The sequence below is a fragment of the Actinomadura rugatobispora genome, assembly GCF_055379765.1.
In genome coordinates this window covers 6,083,449-6,100,557 of sequence record NZ_AP029191.1, presented here as the reverse complement: position 1 = coordinate 6,100,557, position 17,109 = coordinate 6,083,449, and the positions used below count along the sequence as shown (strand labels likewise).

Genomic DNA, 17,109 nt, shown 5'->3' with positions numbered 1-17,109 from the left:
GACGCAACTCTCATTCCGGGATTCTCATTCTGAGAATCTCACGCTATTCGACGGTGACGGACTTGGCGAGGTTTCTGGGCTGGTCGACGTCGTGGCCCTTGGCGGTGGCCAGCTCGCAGGCGAACACCTGCAGCGGCACCGTGGTCACCAGGGGCTGCAGCAGGGTCGGGACGGCCGGCACGGCGATCAGCGTGTCGGCGTACGGCTCGACCGTCCCATCACCCTCCTCGGCGATCACGATGGTGCGGGCGCCGCGCGCGCGGATCTCCTGGATGTTGGACACGATCTTGTCGTGCAGGACGGCGCGGGCGCGCGGCGGCACCACCACCACGACCGGCAGGCCCTCCTCGATCAGGGCGATCGGGCCGTGCTTGAGCTCGCCGGCGGCGAAGCCCTCGGCGTGCATGTAGGCCAGCTCCTTGAGCTTCAGCGCGCCCTCCAGCGCGACCGGGAAGCCCACGTGCCGGCCCAGGAACAGCACGCACCGCTCGCCCGCCAGGGAGCGGGCCAGCTCGCGCACCGGCTCCATGGTCTCCAGCACCTTGTCCACCTTGTCCGGCATCTGCGCCAGGAGCTGGACCATCGCGAAGACCTCGTCGCCCCACTTGGTGCCCCGCACCTGCGCCAGGTACAGCGCGATCAGGTAGACGGCGACCAGCTGGGTCAGGAACGCCTTGGTGGAGGCGACCGCGATCTCGGGGCCGGCGTGGGTGTAGAGGACGCCGTCGCACTCGCGCGGCAGCGTGGACCCGTTGACGTTGCAGATCCCCAGCAGCTTGGCGTGCTGCTCGCGGGCGTGCCGGACGGCCATCAGCGCGTCCATGGTCTCGCCGGACTGGGAGATCGCGATGACCAGGGTGCTGCGGCTCAGGATCGGGTCGCGGTAGCGGAACTCGCTGGCCAGCTCCACCTCGCAGGGCAGCCCGGCCCAGTGCTCGATGGCGTACTTGGCGATCAGCCCGGCGTGGTAGCTGGTGCCGCAGGCCACGATGATGATCTTGTCGACCTCGCGCAGCTCCTGGTCGGTGATCCGCATCTCGTCCAGGGTCAGCCGGCCGTCGGCGCCGACCCGGCCGAGGAGGGTGTCGGCGACCGCCCGCGGCTGCTCGGCGATCTCCTTGAGCATGAAGTAGTCGTAGCCGCCCTTCTCCGCGGCCGACACGTCCCAGTCGACGTGGTACTCCTTCACCTCGGCGGGACGGCCCTCGAAGTCGGTGACCGTCACCCCGCCCGCGCGCAGCTCGACCACCTGGTCCTGGCCCAGCTCGATCGCCTTGCGGGTGTGGGCGATGAACGCGGCCACGTCGCTGGCCAGGAAGTTCTCCCCCTCGCCGACGCCGACGACCAGCGGCGAGTTGCGGCGGGCGCCGACCACCAGGTCGGGGTCGCCGGTGTGCACCGCGACCAGCGTGAACGCCCCTTCGAGGCGCCCGCAGACCTGGCGCATCGCCTCGGCCAGGCCGCCCTCGGCGGTCTTGAGGGCGTCCTCCAGCAGGTGGGCGACGGCCTCGGTGTCGGTGTCGGAGCTCAGCTTGTGCCCGCGCTCCTCCAGCTCGGCCCGCAGCGCGGCGAAGTTCTCGATGATCCCGTTGTGGATCACCGCGACGGTGCCCGAGCAGTCGGTGTGCGGGTGGGCGTTGCGGTCGTTGGGCGCACCGTGCGTGGCCCACCGGGTGTGCCCCATGCCCAGCGTCCCGGCGGGCGGGGGTTCGTCCGCGAGCGCGTTGCGCAGGTTCACCAGCTTGCCCGCGCGTTTGGCCGTCGCCAGCCTCCCGTCGGCCAGGACGGCAACCCCGGCCGAGTCGTAGCCGCGGTACTCCAGCCGCGCCAGCCCATCGACCACGACGTCCAGTGCCGGCTTGGCGCCGACGTACCCAACGATTCCGCACATGGCGGCAAGCCTATTAGCTCGTCTTCCATGGACCCACCAGCAAGTGGCGTAGCGGGGTGGCTATAGCGTGGACGCCCGGTGAAACACCGGTGTACGCGAGGGACCCCTGGTTACCGTGTTCCCTCATGACGAGCGGATGGGACGACGTGTCTAGTCCTCAGAGCGTGCCCAGCCCCTACGTGGAGCTCTCCCGCGACGCCTGGCGGGCGCTGCGCGAGAGCACCCCGCTCCCCCTCACCCCCGGCGAGCTCGACGCCCTGCGCGGACTGCGCGACCCGATCGACATCACCGAGGTCGAGGAGGTCTACCTGCCGCTGTCGCGGCTGCTGAACCTGTTCTTCCTGGGCGAGGGGCGGCTGCGCGACACCGTGGGCGGGTTCCTGGGCGAGCCGGTGCCGCCCACCCCGTTCATCATCGGCGTGGCGGGCAGCGTCGCGGTGGGCAAGTCGACCACGTCCCGGCTGCTGCGGACGCTGCTGGCGCGCTGGCCCGAGCACCCCACCGTGGAGCTGGTCACCACCGACAGCTTCCTCTACCCGAACGCGGTGCTGACCGAGCGCGGGATCATGGACCGGAAGGGGTTCCCCGAGTCCTACGACCGGCGGGCGCTGGTGCGGTTCGTGTCGGCGATCAAGGCGGGGGCCGAGGAGCAGTCGATCCCGGTCTACTCGCATCTGGAGTACGACATCGTCCCGGGCGCGGCGCAGACCGTGCGGCGCCCGGACATCCTGATCGTGGAGGGCCTGAACGTGCTGCAGGCCCCGCCGCCCGGGACGCTCGGGGTGTCGGACTTCTTCGACTTCTCGATCTACGTGGACGCGCGGGTGGAGGACATCCGCCAGTGGTACATCGAGCGGCTGTTCGCGCTGCGCCGCACCCGCTTCACCGACCCCCGCTCCTACTTCCACAGGTACGCGCACGAGCTGGACGAGGACGAGACGGCGGCGTTCGCGCAGCGGGTCTGGCGGGACGTCAACGAGATCAACCTGGTGTCGAACATCCTGCCGACCCGGGCCCGCGCCACCCTGGTGCTGCACAAGGGCCGCGACCACGAGGTCCGGAGGGTCCGGCTCCGCCGCATCTGACCGGTTGCTTCGATTCCGCACTGCTCTGTCGGAGCTCTGTTCTACGGTTGCGCGACATGAGCAGCGACACGGGGACCGGCACGACGATCGAGAACGCCGCTCCGGGGGAGATTCCGGGGATTCTGGCCGACCCGCCGTGGGAGCAGGCGGCGCGGCGGCCCAAGCCCGCCAAGCCGAAGGAGCCCGAGGCGCGGGTCGTGGACGGCCTGGAGCCGCCGCCCGGCCTGGCGGTCTCGTGGGCGCCGGGGCAGCGGGAGAAGTGGGCGGCGACGAAGCTCTACCTCTCGTCCAGCAACGACTTGGACCGGCTGATCGACGAGTACGTGGCCGACCAGAGGTCCATGTACCCGCCGACCGAGGCGAGCATGTTCGCCGGCGGGCCCGAGGACCGGATCCGCCCGCTGCTCGCCGAGTGGCGGGTCAGGTACGTCACGCCGTCGTTCTTCCGCTACCTCAAGCCGACCGTGGCCCGCTACGAGCTGGAGGCGCGGGACGCGATGCTGCACTGCGCCGGGATCGACGCCCCGGCCGCCGGCAGCGCGCTCCTGCCCTACCTGGACGCCGAGGTCGCGCTGCTCATGGCCGACTGGATGTTCCGGCTCAAGACGGCGCAGGACTTCACCCAGGCCTACTTCCGCCAGCACGGCCTGGACGCGGTCCCGTTCCTGGTGCCGGACGCGGTCGGCAAGAGGCGCCCGCCGCGCCGCAAGGCCACCGCCGCCCTGGCTCTGGTCGCCGAGGAGCACGGCTTGGACGCGGTCGTGAAGGCGGCCCGCGTCCACGGTGACGAGGCCGCGGACATCGTCGCCGAGGCGCTGAGCGCGGGGGCGCCGGTCGCCGACGTCCAAAAGAAGCCCGCCGAGGGCCCGCCCAAGCCGCCGAAGCTGCCGTGGCTGGACGTCGCCGCGCTGCCCCGGCCCGTGCTGCGCGGCTCCGGGCGCGCCCTGCCGCCCGCCGCCACCGCCAACCTGGTGTCGCTGTTGGCGCTGTCCTCGGGGGACGAGCCGTACGAGGGCCTGGCCGAGGTGTTCGAGCTGTGCAAGCCCGGGTCGCTGGCCGCGCTCGCGTGGGCGGTCTTCGAGGCGTGGCGGGCGGCGCGCGAGCCGTCCCGCAACGGCTGGGTGCTGGCGCAGCTGGCCTGGCTGGGCGACGACGAGACCGTGCGGCGGCTCACCCCCGTCATCCGGGTGTGGCCGGGGCGGTCCGGGCACGCCAAGGCGGTGCGGGGGCTGGAGGTGCTGACCGCGATCGGCACCGACACGGCCCTGATCCACCTGGACGGCATCGCGCGGAAGGTGAAGTTCACGGGCCTGCGGGAGGCCGCGCGGCGGGCGATCGCCGGGGTGGCCAAGGCCCGCGGCCTGACCAGCGAGCAGCTCGCCGACCGCCTCGTCCCCGACTTCGGGCTGGACGCCGAGGGCGGCCTGCACCTGGCCTACGGCCCGCGCGGCTTCCGGGTCGCCTTCGACGAGCAGCTCAGGCCGCTGGTCACCGACGACTCCGGCAAGCTCCGCAAGGCGCTGCCCAAGCCGGGCGTCAAGGACGACCCCGAGCTCGCCCCCGCCGCCCACAAGCGCTTCGCCGCGCTGAAGAAGGACGTGCGCACGATCGCCGCCGACCAGGTCACGCGGCTGGAGACGGCGATGGTCACGGGCCGCCGCTGGACGCCGGAGGAGTTCCGGGCCTACTTCGCCGGGCATCCGCTGATCTGGCACATCGCCCGCCGGCTCGTCTGGCTCGCGGGGGACCGCGCGTTCCGGATCGCCGAGGACCGCACGCTCGCCGACGTCGAGGACGCCGCGTTCACCCTGCCGGACGCCGCCGAGGTCGGCATCGCGCACCCGCTCCACCTGGGCGGGCGGCTGGGGGCGTGGGCGGAGGTGTTCGCCGACTACGAGATCACCCAGCCGTTCCCGCAGCTCGGCCGCGCCGTGCACGCCCTCGCGGACGGGGAGCGCGGCAGCTCGCGGCTGGCCCGGTTCGAGGGCGTGACCGTCCCGACCGGGAAGGTGCTGGGGCTGACCCGGCACGGCTGGGAGCGCGGCGCCCCGCAGGACAACGGCATCGAGCACGAGATCTCGCTGCGCGTCGCCGGCGGCCGCTGGGTCGTGATCGATCTGGATCCGGGCATCGCGGTCGGCGCGATCGACGTCTTCCCCGAGCAGACGCTCCGCAGGGTCATGATCGGAACCAGGTCGTTCGCGTTCGGGTCAGAGGAGGGTGACCGGAGGTTCGGCGAGCTCGATTCCGTGACCGCCTCGGAGCTGCTCGCCACCCTCACCGATCTGTCCACGAAATAGGAGCCATGCCGGATTCCTCCGATGCCGGCGTCAAGGACGCGCCCGCCGCGGCCCTGCCCGCCCTCCTCGTCGACCCGCCCTGGACCTGGGAGCCGATCGTGGTCCCGGGGGTGGCGCCGCCCGCGGGCCCGACGGTCGTGTCCTGGCCGGAGGGCGTCCGGGAGTCGTTCCTGGAGAACGCCCCGGCCGCGCCCTCCCGCAAGGGCCACGACTGGAACGCGATGGCGGAGCGGATCCGCGGCGGCTCGCCCCTGGCCGACCTGACGGACAGGGGACGCTCGGCCCTCTACGCCCGCCTGCTGGTACACGGCCCGGACGACCTCGCCGCCGAGGCCCTGGACGACCGCCGCTACTGGGACGGCCTCGTCCCCAAGCACGTTCAGGCCATCGTCGCCCGGCACGAGCTGGCGGCCTACGAACTGGCGCTGCACGCCGTCCGCCCCGACGACCTCGACACGCTGTTCGCCCTCGCCCCCTTCCTGGACGCGGAGGTGACCCGGCTGATGCTCGTCCACTCGGACGGCGTCCGGGGGCTCCCGGCCCTCACCTGGAGCGCCGACGCCTGGTTCAGAAGGCACGGGACGGACGCGCTGCCGTACGCCCTCCCGCACGCGCTGGGCGAGCCCGGTCGCGAGCGCGAGGTCGCGCAACAGGCGGTCCGCGGAATGATCGCCCGCGACTGGGACGTCGTCGCCGAGGCGGCGGCGCGCCACGGCGGCGAGGCGGTGCGGGCGGTGGAGGTCCTGCGCTTCCCCATCGCCCCGCACGGACCGCGCTTCCCCCTGGAAGGGCTGCCGCAGGTCCTGCTGCGCGACCGTGAGCACGCCCTGCCCGCCGCGTCCGTCCGGCATCTGGCCACGCTGCTGTTCTGGTTGCGCCCGGAGGGGCCGCGCCCGAGGGTCGAGAAGGCCCTCGATGAGGTCGTCGAGATGTGCGACCCCGCCTCGCTCGCCGACTTCGCCTGGGGCCTGTACCAGGCGGAGTTCGACGCGCGGCCCCCGGCGGGGCGGAAGCGTGTCTGGGCCTCCGACGGCGTCCGGTACGCGCTGGAACGCCTCGGCGACGACCGCACCGCCGCCCGCCTCGCCGCCGTCGCCGCCCACTGGTCGTCCCGGCTGGTCCGGGACAGCGGCGGGGAGTCCGTCCTCCGGGTGTTCACCGCGCTCGGGAGCGACACGGCGCTGCGCCTTCTGGACGAGCTCGGGCGCGAGGCGGCCGACCGGCAGCGGATCGCCCCAGGCGCGCTGGAGGCGGTGCGGGAGATCACCGAACGGCGTGGACCGACCACGAAATAGGAGCAATGCCAGATTCCCCCGAAGCCCCCGTCCGGGACGCGCCCGCCGAGTCGCTGCCCGCCCTGCTGGTCGACCCGCCCTGGACCTGGGCGCCGATCGTCCTGGAGGGCCTGGAGCCGCCCGCCGTCCCGGTCACGGTGGCGTGGAACCGCTACCTGCGCGAACGCCTCCAGGAGGAAGCGGCCCCGCGCGGCCGCAAGGACGCCGACTGGGAGGCCGTGGCCGAACGCTTCCGCAGCGGCCGGGCCCTGACCGAGCTCACCCCCAAGGGCCGCGCCCCCCTGTACGCGGGCCTGCTGCTGCACGGGCCACACGAGCCGGCGCACGAACTCCTGGAGGACCGCCGCTACTGGGACGAGTTCACCGACCTCCAGGTGCTCGGCGGGGTCGTCGTCCGCCACGAACTGAAGGCGTACCCCCTGGCGCTGCACGTGGCCCGCCGGGAAGGCCCCGGCACGGCCACCCCCCTCAGGCCCTTCCTCAGCGCGGAGACGGCCGAGGTGATGGTCGCCCAACCGTCCAACGGGAACGCCGACGCCCGCGCCTGGGCGAAGGACCACGGGGCGGCCGCCGCCGCGCTGCTCGTCCCGTACGCGCTCGAGCGGCCAGGCCCGCGGCGCACCGCCGCGGAGGTCCTGCTCCGCCTGATCATCGCCGACGACGGCGCCGTCCCGCAGGCGGCGGGGTCCTACGGCCCCCAAGCGGCCAGGGCGATGGAGGTGCTGCGCTACCCCGCGTCCGTCCCGGAGATCAGCGGAGACCGGGACCCCGAACGGCTGCCGCGGATCCTGCTCCGCGGCCGGGACACGGCCCTGCCCGCCGACGCGACCCGGTCCTTCACCCGGCTGCTGCTCCTCTCCCGCCCCGACCGGCCGCACTCGTTCGTCGAGCAGGTCATCGAGGTGTGCGACCCCGGCTCGCTCGCGGAGTTCGCCTGGGCGCTCTACCTGACCGCCGAGCTGAGCCGGTATTCGTGGGCGCCCGACGGCGTCCAGTACGCGCTGCGCCGCCTCGGCGACGCCGAGACCGCCCGGCGGCTCGCGGAGGCCATCGCGGCCTGGGAGTACTGGTGGGCCGGTTCGCTGGCGGCGCGCAACGCCCTCGACGTGTTCGGGGCGATCGGCGGCGACACCGCGCTGCGCCTGCTGCACCAGATCGCGGACAACCCGCACCCCAGCAAGAAGGTCAAGGAGGAGGCGCGGTACGCCCTGCACCGCGCCGCGCGGGACCGGGGCCTGACGGCGGCGCGGCTCGTCGACCGGCTCGTCCCGGACTTCGGGCTTGACGCCGAGGGCGGCATGACCCTCGACTACGGCCCCCGCGGCTTCCGCGTCGGATTCGACGAGCAGCTCAGGCCCTACGTCATCGACGGCACCGGCAAGCACCGCAAGACGCTCCCCAAACCCGGCCCCAAGGACGACGCCGCGGTCGCGGACCCGGCCCACCGGCGCTTCACCGACCTGAAGAAGGGCGTCCGGTCCGTCGCCACCGAGCAGCGCAAGCGGCTGCACCGGGCGATGATGAGCGGGCGCGACTGGCCACTGGAGGAGTTCCACGCCCTCTACGTCGAACATCCGCTGCTGCGGCACTTCGCGCGGCGCCTCGTGTGGAGCGCCGAACACGACGGCACCGCCACCGCGTTCCGGATCGCCGAGGACCGCTCCTTCGCCGACGTCGACGACAAGGCGTTCACGCCCCCGCCCGGCGCGCGGATCGTCCTGCCCCACCCGGCGCACCTGGGCGACGCGGTGGGCGCGTGGGGGCGGGTGTTCGCCGACTACGAGATCCTCCAGCCCTTCCCCCAGCTCGGACGGACCGTCGTCCGCCTCCGCGAGGAGGAGCGCGCGACCAGCCTGCTGACCCGCTTCGACGGCGCCGAGGTGCCCACCGCCGCCCTTGTCCGCCTCGCCCAGGGCGACTGGAGCCTCCGCACGGCGCGCGACGAATACCACAACCGCAGCCTGCTCGTTCACCCGATCGGCGACCGCGGCGCGCTCGTCGAGGTCCGGTTCGCGCCGGGCATCCCCAAGCACGCCGCCCCCGCCCCCGTCCAGCGGATCGAGCAGGTCGAGCACGTGAAGGTCGCCGAGAACGGCTACGTCAGAGAGCCGATCCCGTTCGGGGACCTGAACCCGTCGACCGCGTCCGAGATCCTCACCGAACTCGCCGACCTCACCACGAAATAGGAACAATGCCGAACACCCCCGAAAGCTCCCTCCCCGAACTGCTCGTCAACCCGCCGTGGACGGCGAGCAAGCAGCCCGTCGTCCTCAAGCTGAAGGCCCCCAAGGAGCCCACCACCATGACGTGGGCGCCCGGCCGGCGCGAGGAATGGCTGGCGGCCCCCTACCAGGGCAAGTACGGCTGGCAGCCGCTCCCGGACGACACCGACTGGAACGAGCTCGCCGAGACCTTCTCCAGCGGCCGAGCCCTCACCGAACTCGACGCCGAGCAGCGCCGCGACCTGGGCTTCGGCCTCCTGGCACAGGCCCCGCTCGAACTGGGTGACGCGCTGCTCTCCGACCAGCGCCACTGGGACGCCTTCACCGGCTACGGGACGGCCACGGCCATGCCATGCATCGTGGCCCGCCACGGGCTGGCCGCCTACCCCATGGCGATGCACCTGGCCAAGAACTCCCGCACCTTCTACTGGCTCGACCCGTTCCTGGACACGGACGTCGCCCAGCTCATGATCAAGCATTGCGGCGTCTACCCGAACCGCGACCGCGTCGAGGTCTGGTTCAAGCTGCACGGGGAGGCCGCCGCCCTGCTGGCCGTACCGGACGCCCTGCGCAAGCCCGGTCCCAAGCGGGAGCGCGCCGAGGAGGCCCTCCGCATCGTCGCCAAGGAACACGGCCACGACGCCATCGTGCGGGCGGCCCGGCACTACGGCGACGAGGCCGCGGCCGCGATGTCCGTGCTCCGCACCGACGGCCTGGACATCTACCCGGACCCGCTCCCGGAGACGCCCGAGGCGTTCGACCCGGCGCGGCTGCCTCAGATCCTGCTGCGCGACCGGAAGACGGCCCTGCCCGCCCCGGCGACCCGCCACCTCCTCACGATGCTGACCTTCTCCAAGCCGTGGGACCCCTACCCGGGAGTCGAGCAGGTCATCGACCTGTTCGACCCCGACTCCCTGGCCGCGTTCGCCTGGGCCCTGTACGAGGCCGACACCCCCTACAGGTCGATGGCGAACAGGGGGGTCCAGTACGCGCTGGCCCGCTTCGGCAACGACGACACCGCCGACCGGCTCGCCCCCATCATCGCCCGCTGGTCCAAGAGCTACGTCTACGACATCGGCGGGTTCAACCTCCTGAGCCTGTTCACCCGCCTCGGAAGCGACTCCGCGCTGCGGCACCTGCACCGCCTAGCGAACAAGGCCGAAGACCACAAGCGGATCAGGGCGAGTGCCCAAGGGGCCCTGAACCGCATCGCCAAGGAACGCGGGCTCACCTCCGAGCAGCTCGCCGACCGCCTCGTCCCCGACTTCGGCCTGGACTCCCAGGGCGGCCTCACCCTCGACTACGGCCCCCGCAGCTTCCGCGTCGGGTTCGACGAGCAGCTCAAGCCGTACGTGACCGACGCCGACGGCAAGCGCCGCAAGACGCTCCCCAAACCGGGCGTCAAGGACGACGACACCCTCGCGCCCGCCGCGTACAAGCGCTTCACCGACCTCAAGAAGGACGTCCGGACGGTCGCCGCCGACCAGATCAAACGCCTCGAGAAGGCCATGGTCACCGGACGCTCCTGGACCTTCGCCGACTTCCGCTCCCTCTTCATCGCCCACCCCCTCCTGTGCCACATCGCCCGCCGCCTGATCTGGTCCGCGGACGTCGAAGGCCGGCCCGTCCCCTTCCGCGTGGCCGAGGACCGCACCCTCGCCGACGCCGACGACAAAGAACTCGGTCCCCTCCCCGACGAAACCCCGATCACGCTGCCGCACCCGGTCCTCCTGGGCGGCCCCACCGTCGAGGCATGGGGGCAGGTCTTCGCCGACTACGAACTCCTCCAGCCGTTCCAGCAGCTGGCCCGTACCGTGCACGCACTCACCGACGAGGAGCGCGGAAGCACCAAACTGACGCGCTTCGAGGGCGGCACCGTCCACTTCGGCCGGATCCTCGGCATGACCTCACGCGGCTGGGAGCTGGGCGAGAAGGAGACCGGCGGCTTCCGCCGCCAGGTCATGCTCATGACCCCCGACGAGCGGCACCTCATGGTCCAGTTCGAACCGGGAATCCGCGTCATCGCCCCCGAGGACTTCGCCGAGCAGGACATCCGGGACGTCTCCCTCTTCACGGGCCGCTACTCCGGCAAGCGCCACCCCTTCGGCGAACTGGACCCGGTCACCGCCTCCGAACTCCTCACCGACCTGACCCGCCTGACCGACCCCCCGGCCAACTAAGAGGAGAACCCTGATCGTCGGCGCCGCGGACGCGCAGCACAGGGAGGGGTGCGGGCGCGGTCCAAGGTGCGATCGCGGTGCCGCTCATTTGACGGCACCCGCGGTCAGGCCGGCGACCACCTGGCGCTGCAGGACGAGGAACAGTGCGATGGGGACCAGCATGATGATGGTCGCCCCGGCCATGGCGCCGGTGACGTTGTAGCCGAACTGCGACTTGAAGCCGGCCAAGGCCAGCTGCACGTTGTGGTTGGACTGGGTGACGGTGAGCAGATTGGCGAAGAAGAACTCGTTCCAGATCTTCACGAACGCCACGACGCACACGGTGGCGATGGCCGGTCGCGACAGCGGCAGGATGATCCGCCGCAGGGTGGTGAAGTACCCGGCACCGTCCATGAGGGCGGCCTCTTCGATCTCCGGGGGCAACGACAGCAGGAAAGATCTCATCACGATGAAGGAGAACGGGAACTCCAGCGCCGAGTAGAAGATGACCAACCCGATGCGGGAGTCGAACATGCCGAGCTCGCGCACCACGAAGAACACCGGCGTCGCCAGCCCCACCAAAGGGATGGCCAGGGCCAGGGCGAACATGGCGACGAGGAAGTTCCTGCCGAGGAACGCGTAGCGGGCGAGCGGATAGGCGGCCAGAAACGCCACGGAGACGGCGCCGATCGTGCCACCGGTGGCGTACAGCAGCGTGTTGAGCACGTAGGTGTGCAGATGGATCTCGGTGAACGCGTCGATGTAGCCCTGGAAGGTCGCGGGAGAGGGGAAGAACCCCTTGCCCGAGTAGACCTGCGGGCCCGTCTTGAAGGAGGACAGCATCACCCACACGGTGGGCAGCAGCGAGAGTAGCGTGACCACGGTGAGGAAGCCGTAGATGAGCACCAGGGCCCACGAGCGCGGACGGGTGCGTCGCACGCCGCGTCGGCGGGCGACGTCGGCAGGCTGGATGGCGGTCACAGGGCTCGCTCTCCGATCCGGAAGACTCGCCGCACCGTGACGATGAGCGTGGCGCCCAGGATCAGGATCACGGAGCCGACGGCGTTGGCGTAGCCCCACTCCCCGTGCACGTAGGCGCGGTAGGCGTACAGGGCGAGAGTCGTGGTGGCGTCGTTCGGGCCGCCGGAGGTCAGGATGTAGACCAGGTCGAACATGCCGATGTCGACCAGGAGCCGCACGAGGAGGACGGTGCCGATGACGTTGCGCAACAGCGGCAGGACGATGAACAGCTGGCGCTGGATCAGGCTCGCACCGTCCGCTTCGGCGGCTTCGAGGAGTTCGGTCGGGATCGCGGCCACCTCCGCCATGACGACCACGACCACGAACCCGATGATGAACACGAACGTGCCGGCCACGGCCCACCGGGCGGTGCCGCTGTCGAACAGCCAGTCGTGCCGGCCGCCCGTGACGGGGGCGAGCAGGTTGTTCAGCAGGCCGTAGGACGGGTTGTAGAAGGCCGAGAACACCAGCGCGTACGCGGCCCCCGAGATGACGAACGGGATGAAGATGATCGTGCGGAAGAGCTTCCAGCCCGGCACTTTCACGGCGAGGGTCATGCCGACCGCCACGCCGAGCGGTACCTGGATGACCATGGACGCGACGCAGTAGAAGAGCGTGTTGCCCGCGGCCTTCCAGAACACCGGGTCGGAGAACAGCCGGCGGTAGTTGTCCAGTCCGGTGAACGCGAAGTCGACACCGCCCCAGCGGGAGAACGCCGTCACGGCCAGCACGACGAGCGGCACCAGGAAGAACAGGGCGAACAAGACGAGGGCGGGCAGCAGCGAGACGGCGACGCGGCCACGCATGCCGGCGGGGATACGCGGCCCGGCCGCGGGCTTGGGCGCCCGCGACCGGACCCGGTGCGTGGTTCTCACGGCTCTAGCTCCCCGCCGCGGACTCGGTGGCCAGGCGCGACAAGAAGGCCTTCGTATCGATCTCGCCCTTGACGTAGGCGGGCCACAGGTTCTTCCACGCCGCGTCGATGCCCCCGGGTGCGTGGACCCGCGCGTGGGGGAAGGTCTGGGCGACCCGAGGGATCTGGGTGACCAAGCGCGAGCTGAGCGGTTCGAGCCCTGCCGCCTTGACGGTGGCGGCGGGCACCTTGACGGGCGGGTTGGAGCCCGTCGCCTTGGCCTGCTTGACGACCTCGTCGGCGGAGGACGTGAACCGCACGAACGCGCCCACCGCTTCGAGCTTGGTCCGGTCGCTCGTACCCGACACCCAGCCGGCGCCCGAGACGACGATCAGCCCTTGTCCCGCGTCCCATCCGGGGGACGGGGCGACATCCGTGCCGTCGTACAGCCCTGGTGCGGCGTTCGCCGACTTCAGGTTGGTCTTGACGAACCATGGCCCGTTGGGGACGGCCGCGGCTTTGCCGGCCAGGTACTTCGAGGCGGCGTTCTGGAAGTCGCCGGAGAAGGAGTCGGCGTTCACATAGCCCTTGGCGTGCCAGCCGCGAAGGCGCTCGGTGGCCGTGACGGCGGCCGCGTTGGTCGACCAGTCCTTGCTGGTGGCGATCTCAGAGGTGAGGAAGGCACCGCCTGCCGGTTGCGTGCCGATGAGGTTGGACCACATCAGAAGGGTCGCCCAGTCCCCGTCGAGTGCGATCGGGGTCGCGCCCGCGCCCTTGAGCTTGGCGGCCATGGCCTCGAAGTCGTCCCAGGTCGTGGGGAACGAGTCGTAGCCCACGCTGGTCAGGAGTTTCCTGTTGTAGTAGATCCCGATGGGATCCTGCTGCTGCGGAATGGCCCACCGCTGTCCGTCCCGGCCCGACAACGCGTCGAAGGCGCGGGGCTGGAACGAGGCAGCCCACGTCGCGTCGGCCTTGAGGTCGGGCGCGAAGTCGTGCAGCTTTCCCGCACCCGACAACGACTTGATCTCGGCGCTGTTCAACTGGAAGACGTCGGGCAGGTCGTTGGCCAGCGCGAGGCGCTGGTAGTACTGCAGCCGGGCGTCCCCTGAGCCGGCGTTCGCGTTCTGCAGCGTCTTGACGTGGTACTTGCCTTTGTTGGCCGCGTTGAAGCGCTGCGCCGCCTCGAAGTTGAACTGCAGGAACGGGTCGGTGGTGGACTTCTGGCAGGTCGCACAGGTGATCTCGATCTCCCCGGCGGCGTTGGTCGACCCGCCTTTCAAGGTCGAGCAGGCGCCGAGAGCTCCCGCCATGAGGACGGCGGTCGTCGCGGAGACGACAGTCCTGGTGATACGCATGGTCCGCCTCGCTTCTTCGTACGGGGTGGTCGGGGTGTTACGAGGAATGCAGGCCGAGCGCGAACGCGCTTCGGTGGCGGTCGTCAGTAACCGACGATCTTCGGCCAGTGCCGCTCGACGCCGACGGCGTCCAGTTCGGCCTGGAACTCGTCGAGCAGCTTGTCGTCGGCGCGGACCTGGGAGGGGGTGACGTCCCGGGCCGCGCAGAAGCCGATGAGGTGGCCGTCGACCTCGCCGATGTTCCACTCCACCAGGGGCATCCGGTAGGCGCCGTTGGTGATGTGGGTGGTGCCGATGTTCTTCGCGCCGGCGAGCAGGTTGGTGACCCGCACGGGAATGAGCGCGCCCAGGGGCAGCTCGAAAGGGCAGCAGCCGATGTCGATGTAGGAGTCGCCGCCGGTGGAGGGATGCAGGTCGATGCGGTACATGCCGACCCCGACGCTGTCGCGGTGCCGCACGGCGCCGCGGTTCCCGCGGACCTCCAAGGAGATCTCCTGCTCGACGATCGTGTGCTCGGCCACGATGCGACGCGACTCGCGGACGTAAGGCGCCTTGGCCAGCCCATCGGGGCTGTCGCCCAGCACATCACCACGCAGACGCAGCCCCGGCCAGCCAACGCCGCCGTCGGGACGCGGGGCGGCGGTCTGCAGCCAGTACAGCAGGCTCAGCGACAGCTCACGGGCCCGCTTCAGGTGGAACTCGACCTGCTCCGCGGGAACATCGAAGATGGGACCGTCCCAGTAATCCACCTGCGGCCAGTTCACCAGCGTGATGTCGGACTCGTAGGCATCGGGCAGAAAGTTCTGGGCTGCCGCGATGCGGCGGAAAGTCCACAGGTTGCGGTCCATGCTCCCCACCCGCTGGTCCGCGTAGTCCGGACGGATGAGCGTGTGGTCCTCGACGGGGTTCGGGAAGAACGTGTGGTGCGAGGGCGCGAGCGTCTTGGGATGGGGCGCGGTCAGCGACAGCCGGCCGTTCGGCGAGTTCGTCGCCGAAGAGGTCAGGAAGTGTTCGTAGCTGTCGGGGCGCGCGATCGTGAAGTCCCCGCCCTCGACGTGGTCGAGGGCGAAGCACACCGAGATCGGCTGCATGTTGAGCGGGGCCGGCAGTTCCGGAGCGTGCGGTTCACCGGTGACATCCCGCGACTCGGCGCCGGTGACGTACTCGACGCCGGCCAGCGGCAGCAGGTCGCCGGTCTCCGTCGCGTCGACGAACCAGGTAGCGCTCACCGTCGTGAGATCACCGGTACGGCGATCACGTAGAGTGATCGACTCCAGCGTGTCGGGGTCGTCCGTGTTCGTCACGGACACCGGCTCGTGCTCCATCAGTACCCGGATGCGCCCGGACGCCCGGTGCGGTGCGATGAGAGCCTCGATGACGGCGAGGGACACGCGCGGCTCGTGGCAGAGGTCGGAGACCTTGGCGACCGGGATTGAAGGCCATCGTGCGGCGGGCCGCCTCGGTCAAGGGGTAGTGCCGGCGGTAGTAGGAGCGAATGGCGTCACGGAACTCACGGTAGGTGGCCGTGCAGCCGAACTGCTCAATCCACACGTGCTCGTCCGGGGGGACCCCCTGGCTCGTCAGGACGCCGCCGAGCCAGTCGGTCGGCTCGGTCAGGACAACGCTCACGCCACGCCGCGCCGCGGCCAGTGCGGCCGAGACGCCGCCCAGACCACCGCCGACCACGAGAAGTTGTGTCTGAATCTCGGTCATGCCGAGATCTCACCACCGGAAACGCGCCGGTAACATGGCCAGAGTGAGCGAGCCTGTGTCTGGAATTGATGCCGCCTCCCGACGCCTGAGAATCGTCAATTCCGTGGTCCGCAGCGTCGTCCACCGCCCCGGCTCCCGCATCGGGCCCCGCGTGCAGGGCAATGTTCAGCTCTTGCTGATCCATGCCGGAACGATGGTCGTGCACGTGGACGACCGCGACCCGTACGCCGTCCCCGCGGGGCAGATGTGCATCCTGCTGCCCGGGCACACCGAGGTGATCGGCTTCACCGAGGGCGCCGAGACCCGCCAGACGCTCGTACGCGGTGACCTCGAAGAGCTCACCCCCCAGATGAACCGATGGCTGGAGGCGGTGCGCCCGACCAGACCGCTGTCCTCCGCCCTGACGTACATGGCGCGCGAGGCATTGATCACCGAACAGACCCGCCTCACCGCCCAAGGCGCACTGGTCGACGCGCTGGCCACGGCACTGTTGTGGCGCTTCATCGCCGAGTTCGAGAATCTGCCCGCCGCGCTGCCGGCGCCCATCGAGGACGCCCGGCTGTTCATCCACCGCAACGTCCAGAACGACATCAACCTGACGGCCATCTCCGCAGCCGCGAGGGTGAGCCCTGAGCACCTGGTGCGCTTGTTCCGTGAGCACATGGACACCACACCCATGCGCTACCTGTGGGACCGCCGCGTCACTCACGGCATCGAGCTGTTGACCAGCTCGGGGCTGCCGGTCGGATCGATCGCGGCGTGCTCGGGCTTCAAGACGAGCTTCCATTTCGCCCGCAAGGTCAAGGAGGCCACCGGCCTGTCACCGACGGCGCTGCGCGCGTGCAACTGGTCCCAGCAATCAACAGACGCCAACGACCGTCCCAGGCCGCTGCTCGATGCAAGGAACGCGGAGAGCAGAACAGCGGCCCGCCCGCGCAGCGAGTAGCCGACGGGCCGCAGGCACGGCGCCTCTGCCGCACCCTGATCGGCGACCGCCACTCGCGCCCAGCCGTCCGTCCAGCGGACGGTCAGGAGGAACGACCCGCCAGGCCGCCCGCTGGACGAGTGCGCGATCGCGTTGGTGCCGGTCTCCGAGGGTGAGCAGCATCGCGTCCGCGCGACAGGGATGATCGCCCCCCAGCGCCTCGGCGACGAACCGCCGCGCGACCGCCACCTGCACGGGCAGCCCCGGCAGCCTGACCGCCTTCTCACTGAC

The 17,109-nt window shown here is 71.0% G+C and carries 11 protein-coding genes and 1 pseudogene; 6 read left to right on the top strand and 6 right to left on the bottom strand.

Annotated features, from left to right (window positions below; translation table 11 throughout):
- Positions 1-43: 43 nt before the first annotated feature.
- Positions 44-1,891 carry a glutamine--fructose-6-phosphate transaminase (isomerizing) gene (glmS, locus tag ACZ466_RS27400; RefSeq protein WP_378284825.1) on the bottom strand — a complete coding sequence of 616 codons (1,848 nt, stop codon included), beginning with the start codon at positions 1,889-1,891 and terminating at the stop codon, positions 44-46.
- 125 nt (positions 1,892-2,016) lie between these two features.
- Between glmS and coaA the strand changes: the two genes are divergently transcribed.
- The 5 genes from coaA to ACZ466_RS27375 are packed head-to-tail and all read left to right on the top strand — an operon-like array spanning position 2,017 to position 10,973.
- Complete coding sequence (gene coaA / locus ACZ466_RS27395) at positions 2,017-2,976, top strand: type I pantothenate kinase (protein WP_378284826.1); 960 nt, start codon at positions 2,017-2,019, stop codon at positions 2,974-2,976.
- A gap of 56 nt (positions 2,977-3,032) precedes the next feature.
- A complete protein-coding gene (locus tag ACZ466_RS27390; RefSeq protein WP_378284827.1) occupies positions 3,033-5,276 on the top strand; it encodes a DUF4132 domain-containing protein in 2,244 nt (747 codons plus the stop codon).
- A gap of 5 nt (positions 5,277-5,281) precedes the next feature.
- Positions 5,282-6,571, top strand: coding sequence for a hypothetical protein (locus tag ACZ466_RS27385; RefSeq protein ID WP_378284829.1), 1,290 nt, complete (start codon positions 5,282-5,284; stop codon positions 6,569-6,571).
- A 5-nt stretch (positions 6,572-6,576) separates the two neighbouring features.
- Positions 6,577-8,757, top strand: a complete 2,181-nt coding sequence (locus ACZ466_RS27380) for a DUF4132 domain-containing protein (protein WP_378284830.1) — start codon at positions 6,577-6,579, stop codon at positions 8,755-8,757.
- 5 nt (positions 8,758-8,762) lie between these two features.
- A complete protein-coding gene (locus ACZ466_RS27375) occupies positions 8,763-10,973 on the top strand; it encodes a DUF4132 domain-containing protein (RefSeq protein ID WP_378284831.1) in 2,211 nt (736 codons plus the stop codon).
- 84 nt (positions 10,974-11,057) lie between these two features.
- On the opposite strand, the gene ACZ466_RS27370 is transcribed toward ACZ466_RS27375, so the two are convergent.
- The 5 genes and pseudogenes from ACZ466_RS27370 to ACZ466_RS27350 form a co-directional block, all read right to left on the bottom strand.
- The gene (locus ACZ466_RS27370) at positions 11,058-11,933 is read right to left on the bottom strand and encodes a carbohydrate ABC transporter permease (RefSeq protein WP_378284832.1); all 876 of its coding nucleotides are present in this window, start codon (positions 11,931-11,933) and stop codon (positions 11,058-11,060) included.
- Positions 11,930-12,847: a carbohydrate ABC transporter permease gene (locus ACZ466_RS27365; RefSeq protein ID WP_378284833.1), complete on the bottom strand. Its 918-nt coding sequence runs from the start codon at positions 12,845-12,847 to the stop codon at positions 11,930-11,932. Before ACZ466_RS27365 ends, ACZ466_RS27370 begins: the two co-directional genes overlap by 4 nt.
- A gap of 4 nt (positions 12,848-12,851) precedes the next feature.
- Complete coding sequence (locus ACZ466_RS27360; RefSeq protein WP_378284834.1) at positions 12,852-14,180, bottom strand: ABC transporter substrate-binding protein; 1,329 nt, start codon at positions 14,178-14,180, stop codon at positions 12,852-12,854.
- Positions 14,181-14,263: 83 nt separating this feature from the next.
- Positions 14,264-15,571: an FAD-dependent oxidoreductase gene (locus ACZ466_RS27355; RefSeq protein ID WP_378284835.1), complete on the bottom strand. Its 1,308-nt coding sequence runs from the start codon at positions 15,569-15,571 to the stop codon at positions 14,264-14,266.
- Between the two features lie 112 nt (positions 15,572-15,683).
- Positions 15,684-15,893 (bottom strand): annotated as a pseudogene (locus ACZ466_RS27350) (FAD-dependent oxidoreductase); the annotation flags it as partial.
- A gap of 43 nt (positions 15,894-15,936) precedes the next feature.
- On the opposite strand from ACZ466_RS27350, the gene ACZ466_RS27345 reads away from it, so the two are divergent.
- Positions 15,937-16,839: a helix-turn-helix transcriptional regulator gene (locus tag ACZ466_RS27345; protein WP_378284837.1), complete on the top strand. Its 903-nt coding sequence runs from the start codon at positions 15,937-15,939 to the stop codon at positions 16,837-16,839.
- Positions 16,840-17,109: the final 270 nt, after the last annotated feature.

Coding starts and splice junctions, on each gene's coding strand:
- glmS (WP_378284825.1), bottom strand. CDS start 1,891: ATGTGCGGAATCGTTGGGTACGTCGGCGCCAAGCCGGCACTGGACGTC.
- ACZ466_RS27380 (WP_378284830.1), top strand. CDS start 6,577: ATGCCAGATTCCCCCGAAGCCCCCGTCCGGGACGCGCCCGCCGAGTCG.
- coaA (WP_378284826.1), top strand. CDS start 2,017: ATGACGAGCGGATGGGACGACGTGTCTAGTCCTCAGAGCGTGCCCAGC.
- ACZ466_RS27360 (WP_378284834.1), bottom strand. CDS start 14,180: ATGCGTATCACCAGGACTGTCGTCTCCGCGACGACCGCCGTCCTCATG.
- ACZ466_RS27385 (WP_378284829.1), top strand. CDS start 5,282: ATGCCGGATTCCTCCGATGCCGGCGTCAAGGACGCGCCCGCCGCGGCC.
- ACZ466_RS27375 (WP_378284831.1), top strand. CDS start 8,763: ATGCCGAACACCCCCGAAAGCTCCCTCCCCGAACTGCTCGTCAACCCG.
- ACZ466_RS27390 (WP_378284827.1), top strand. CDS start 3,033: ATGAGCAGCGACACGGGGACCGGCACGACGATCGAGAACGCCGCTCCG.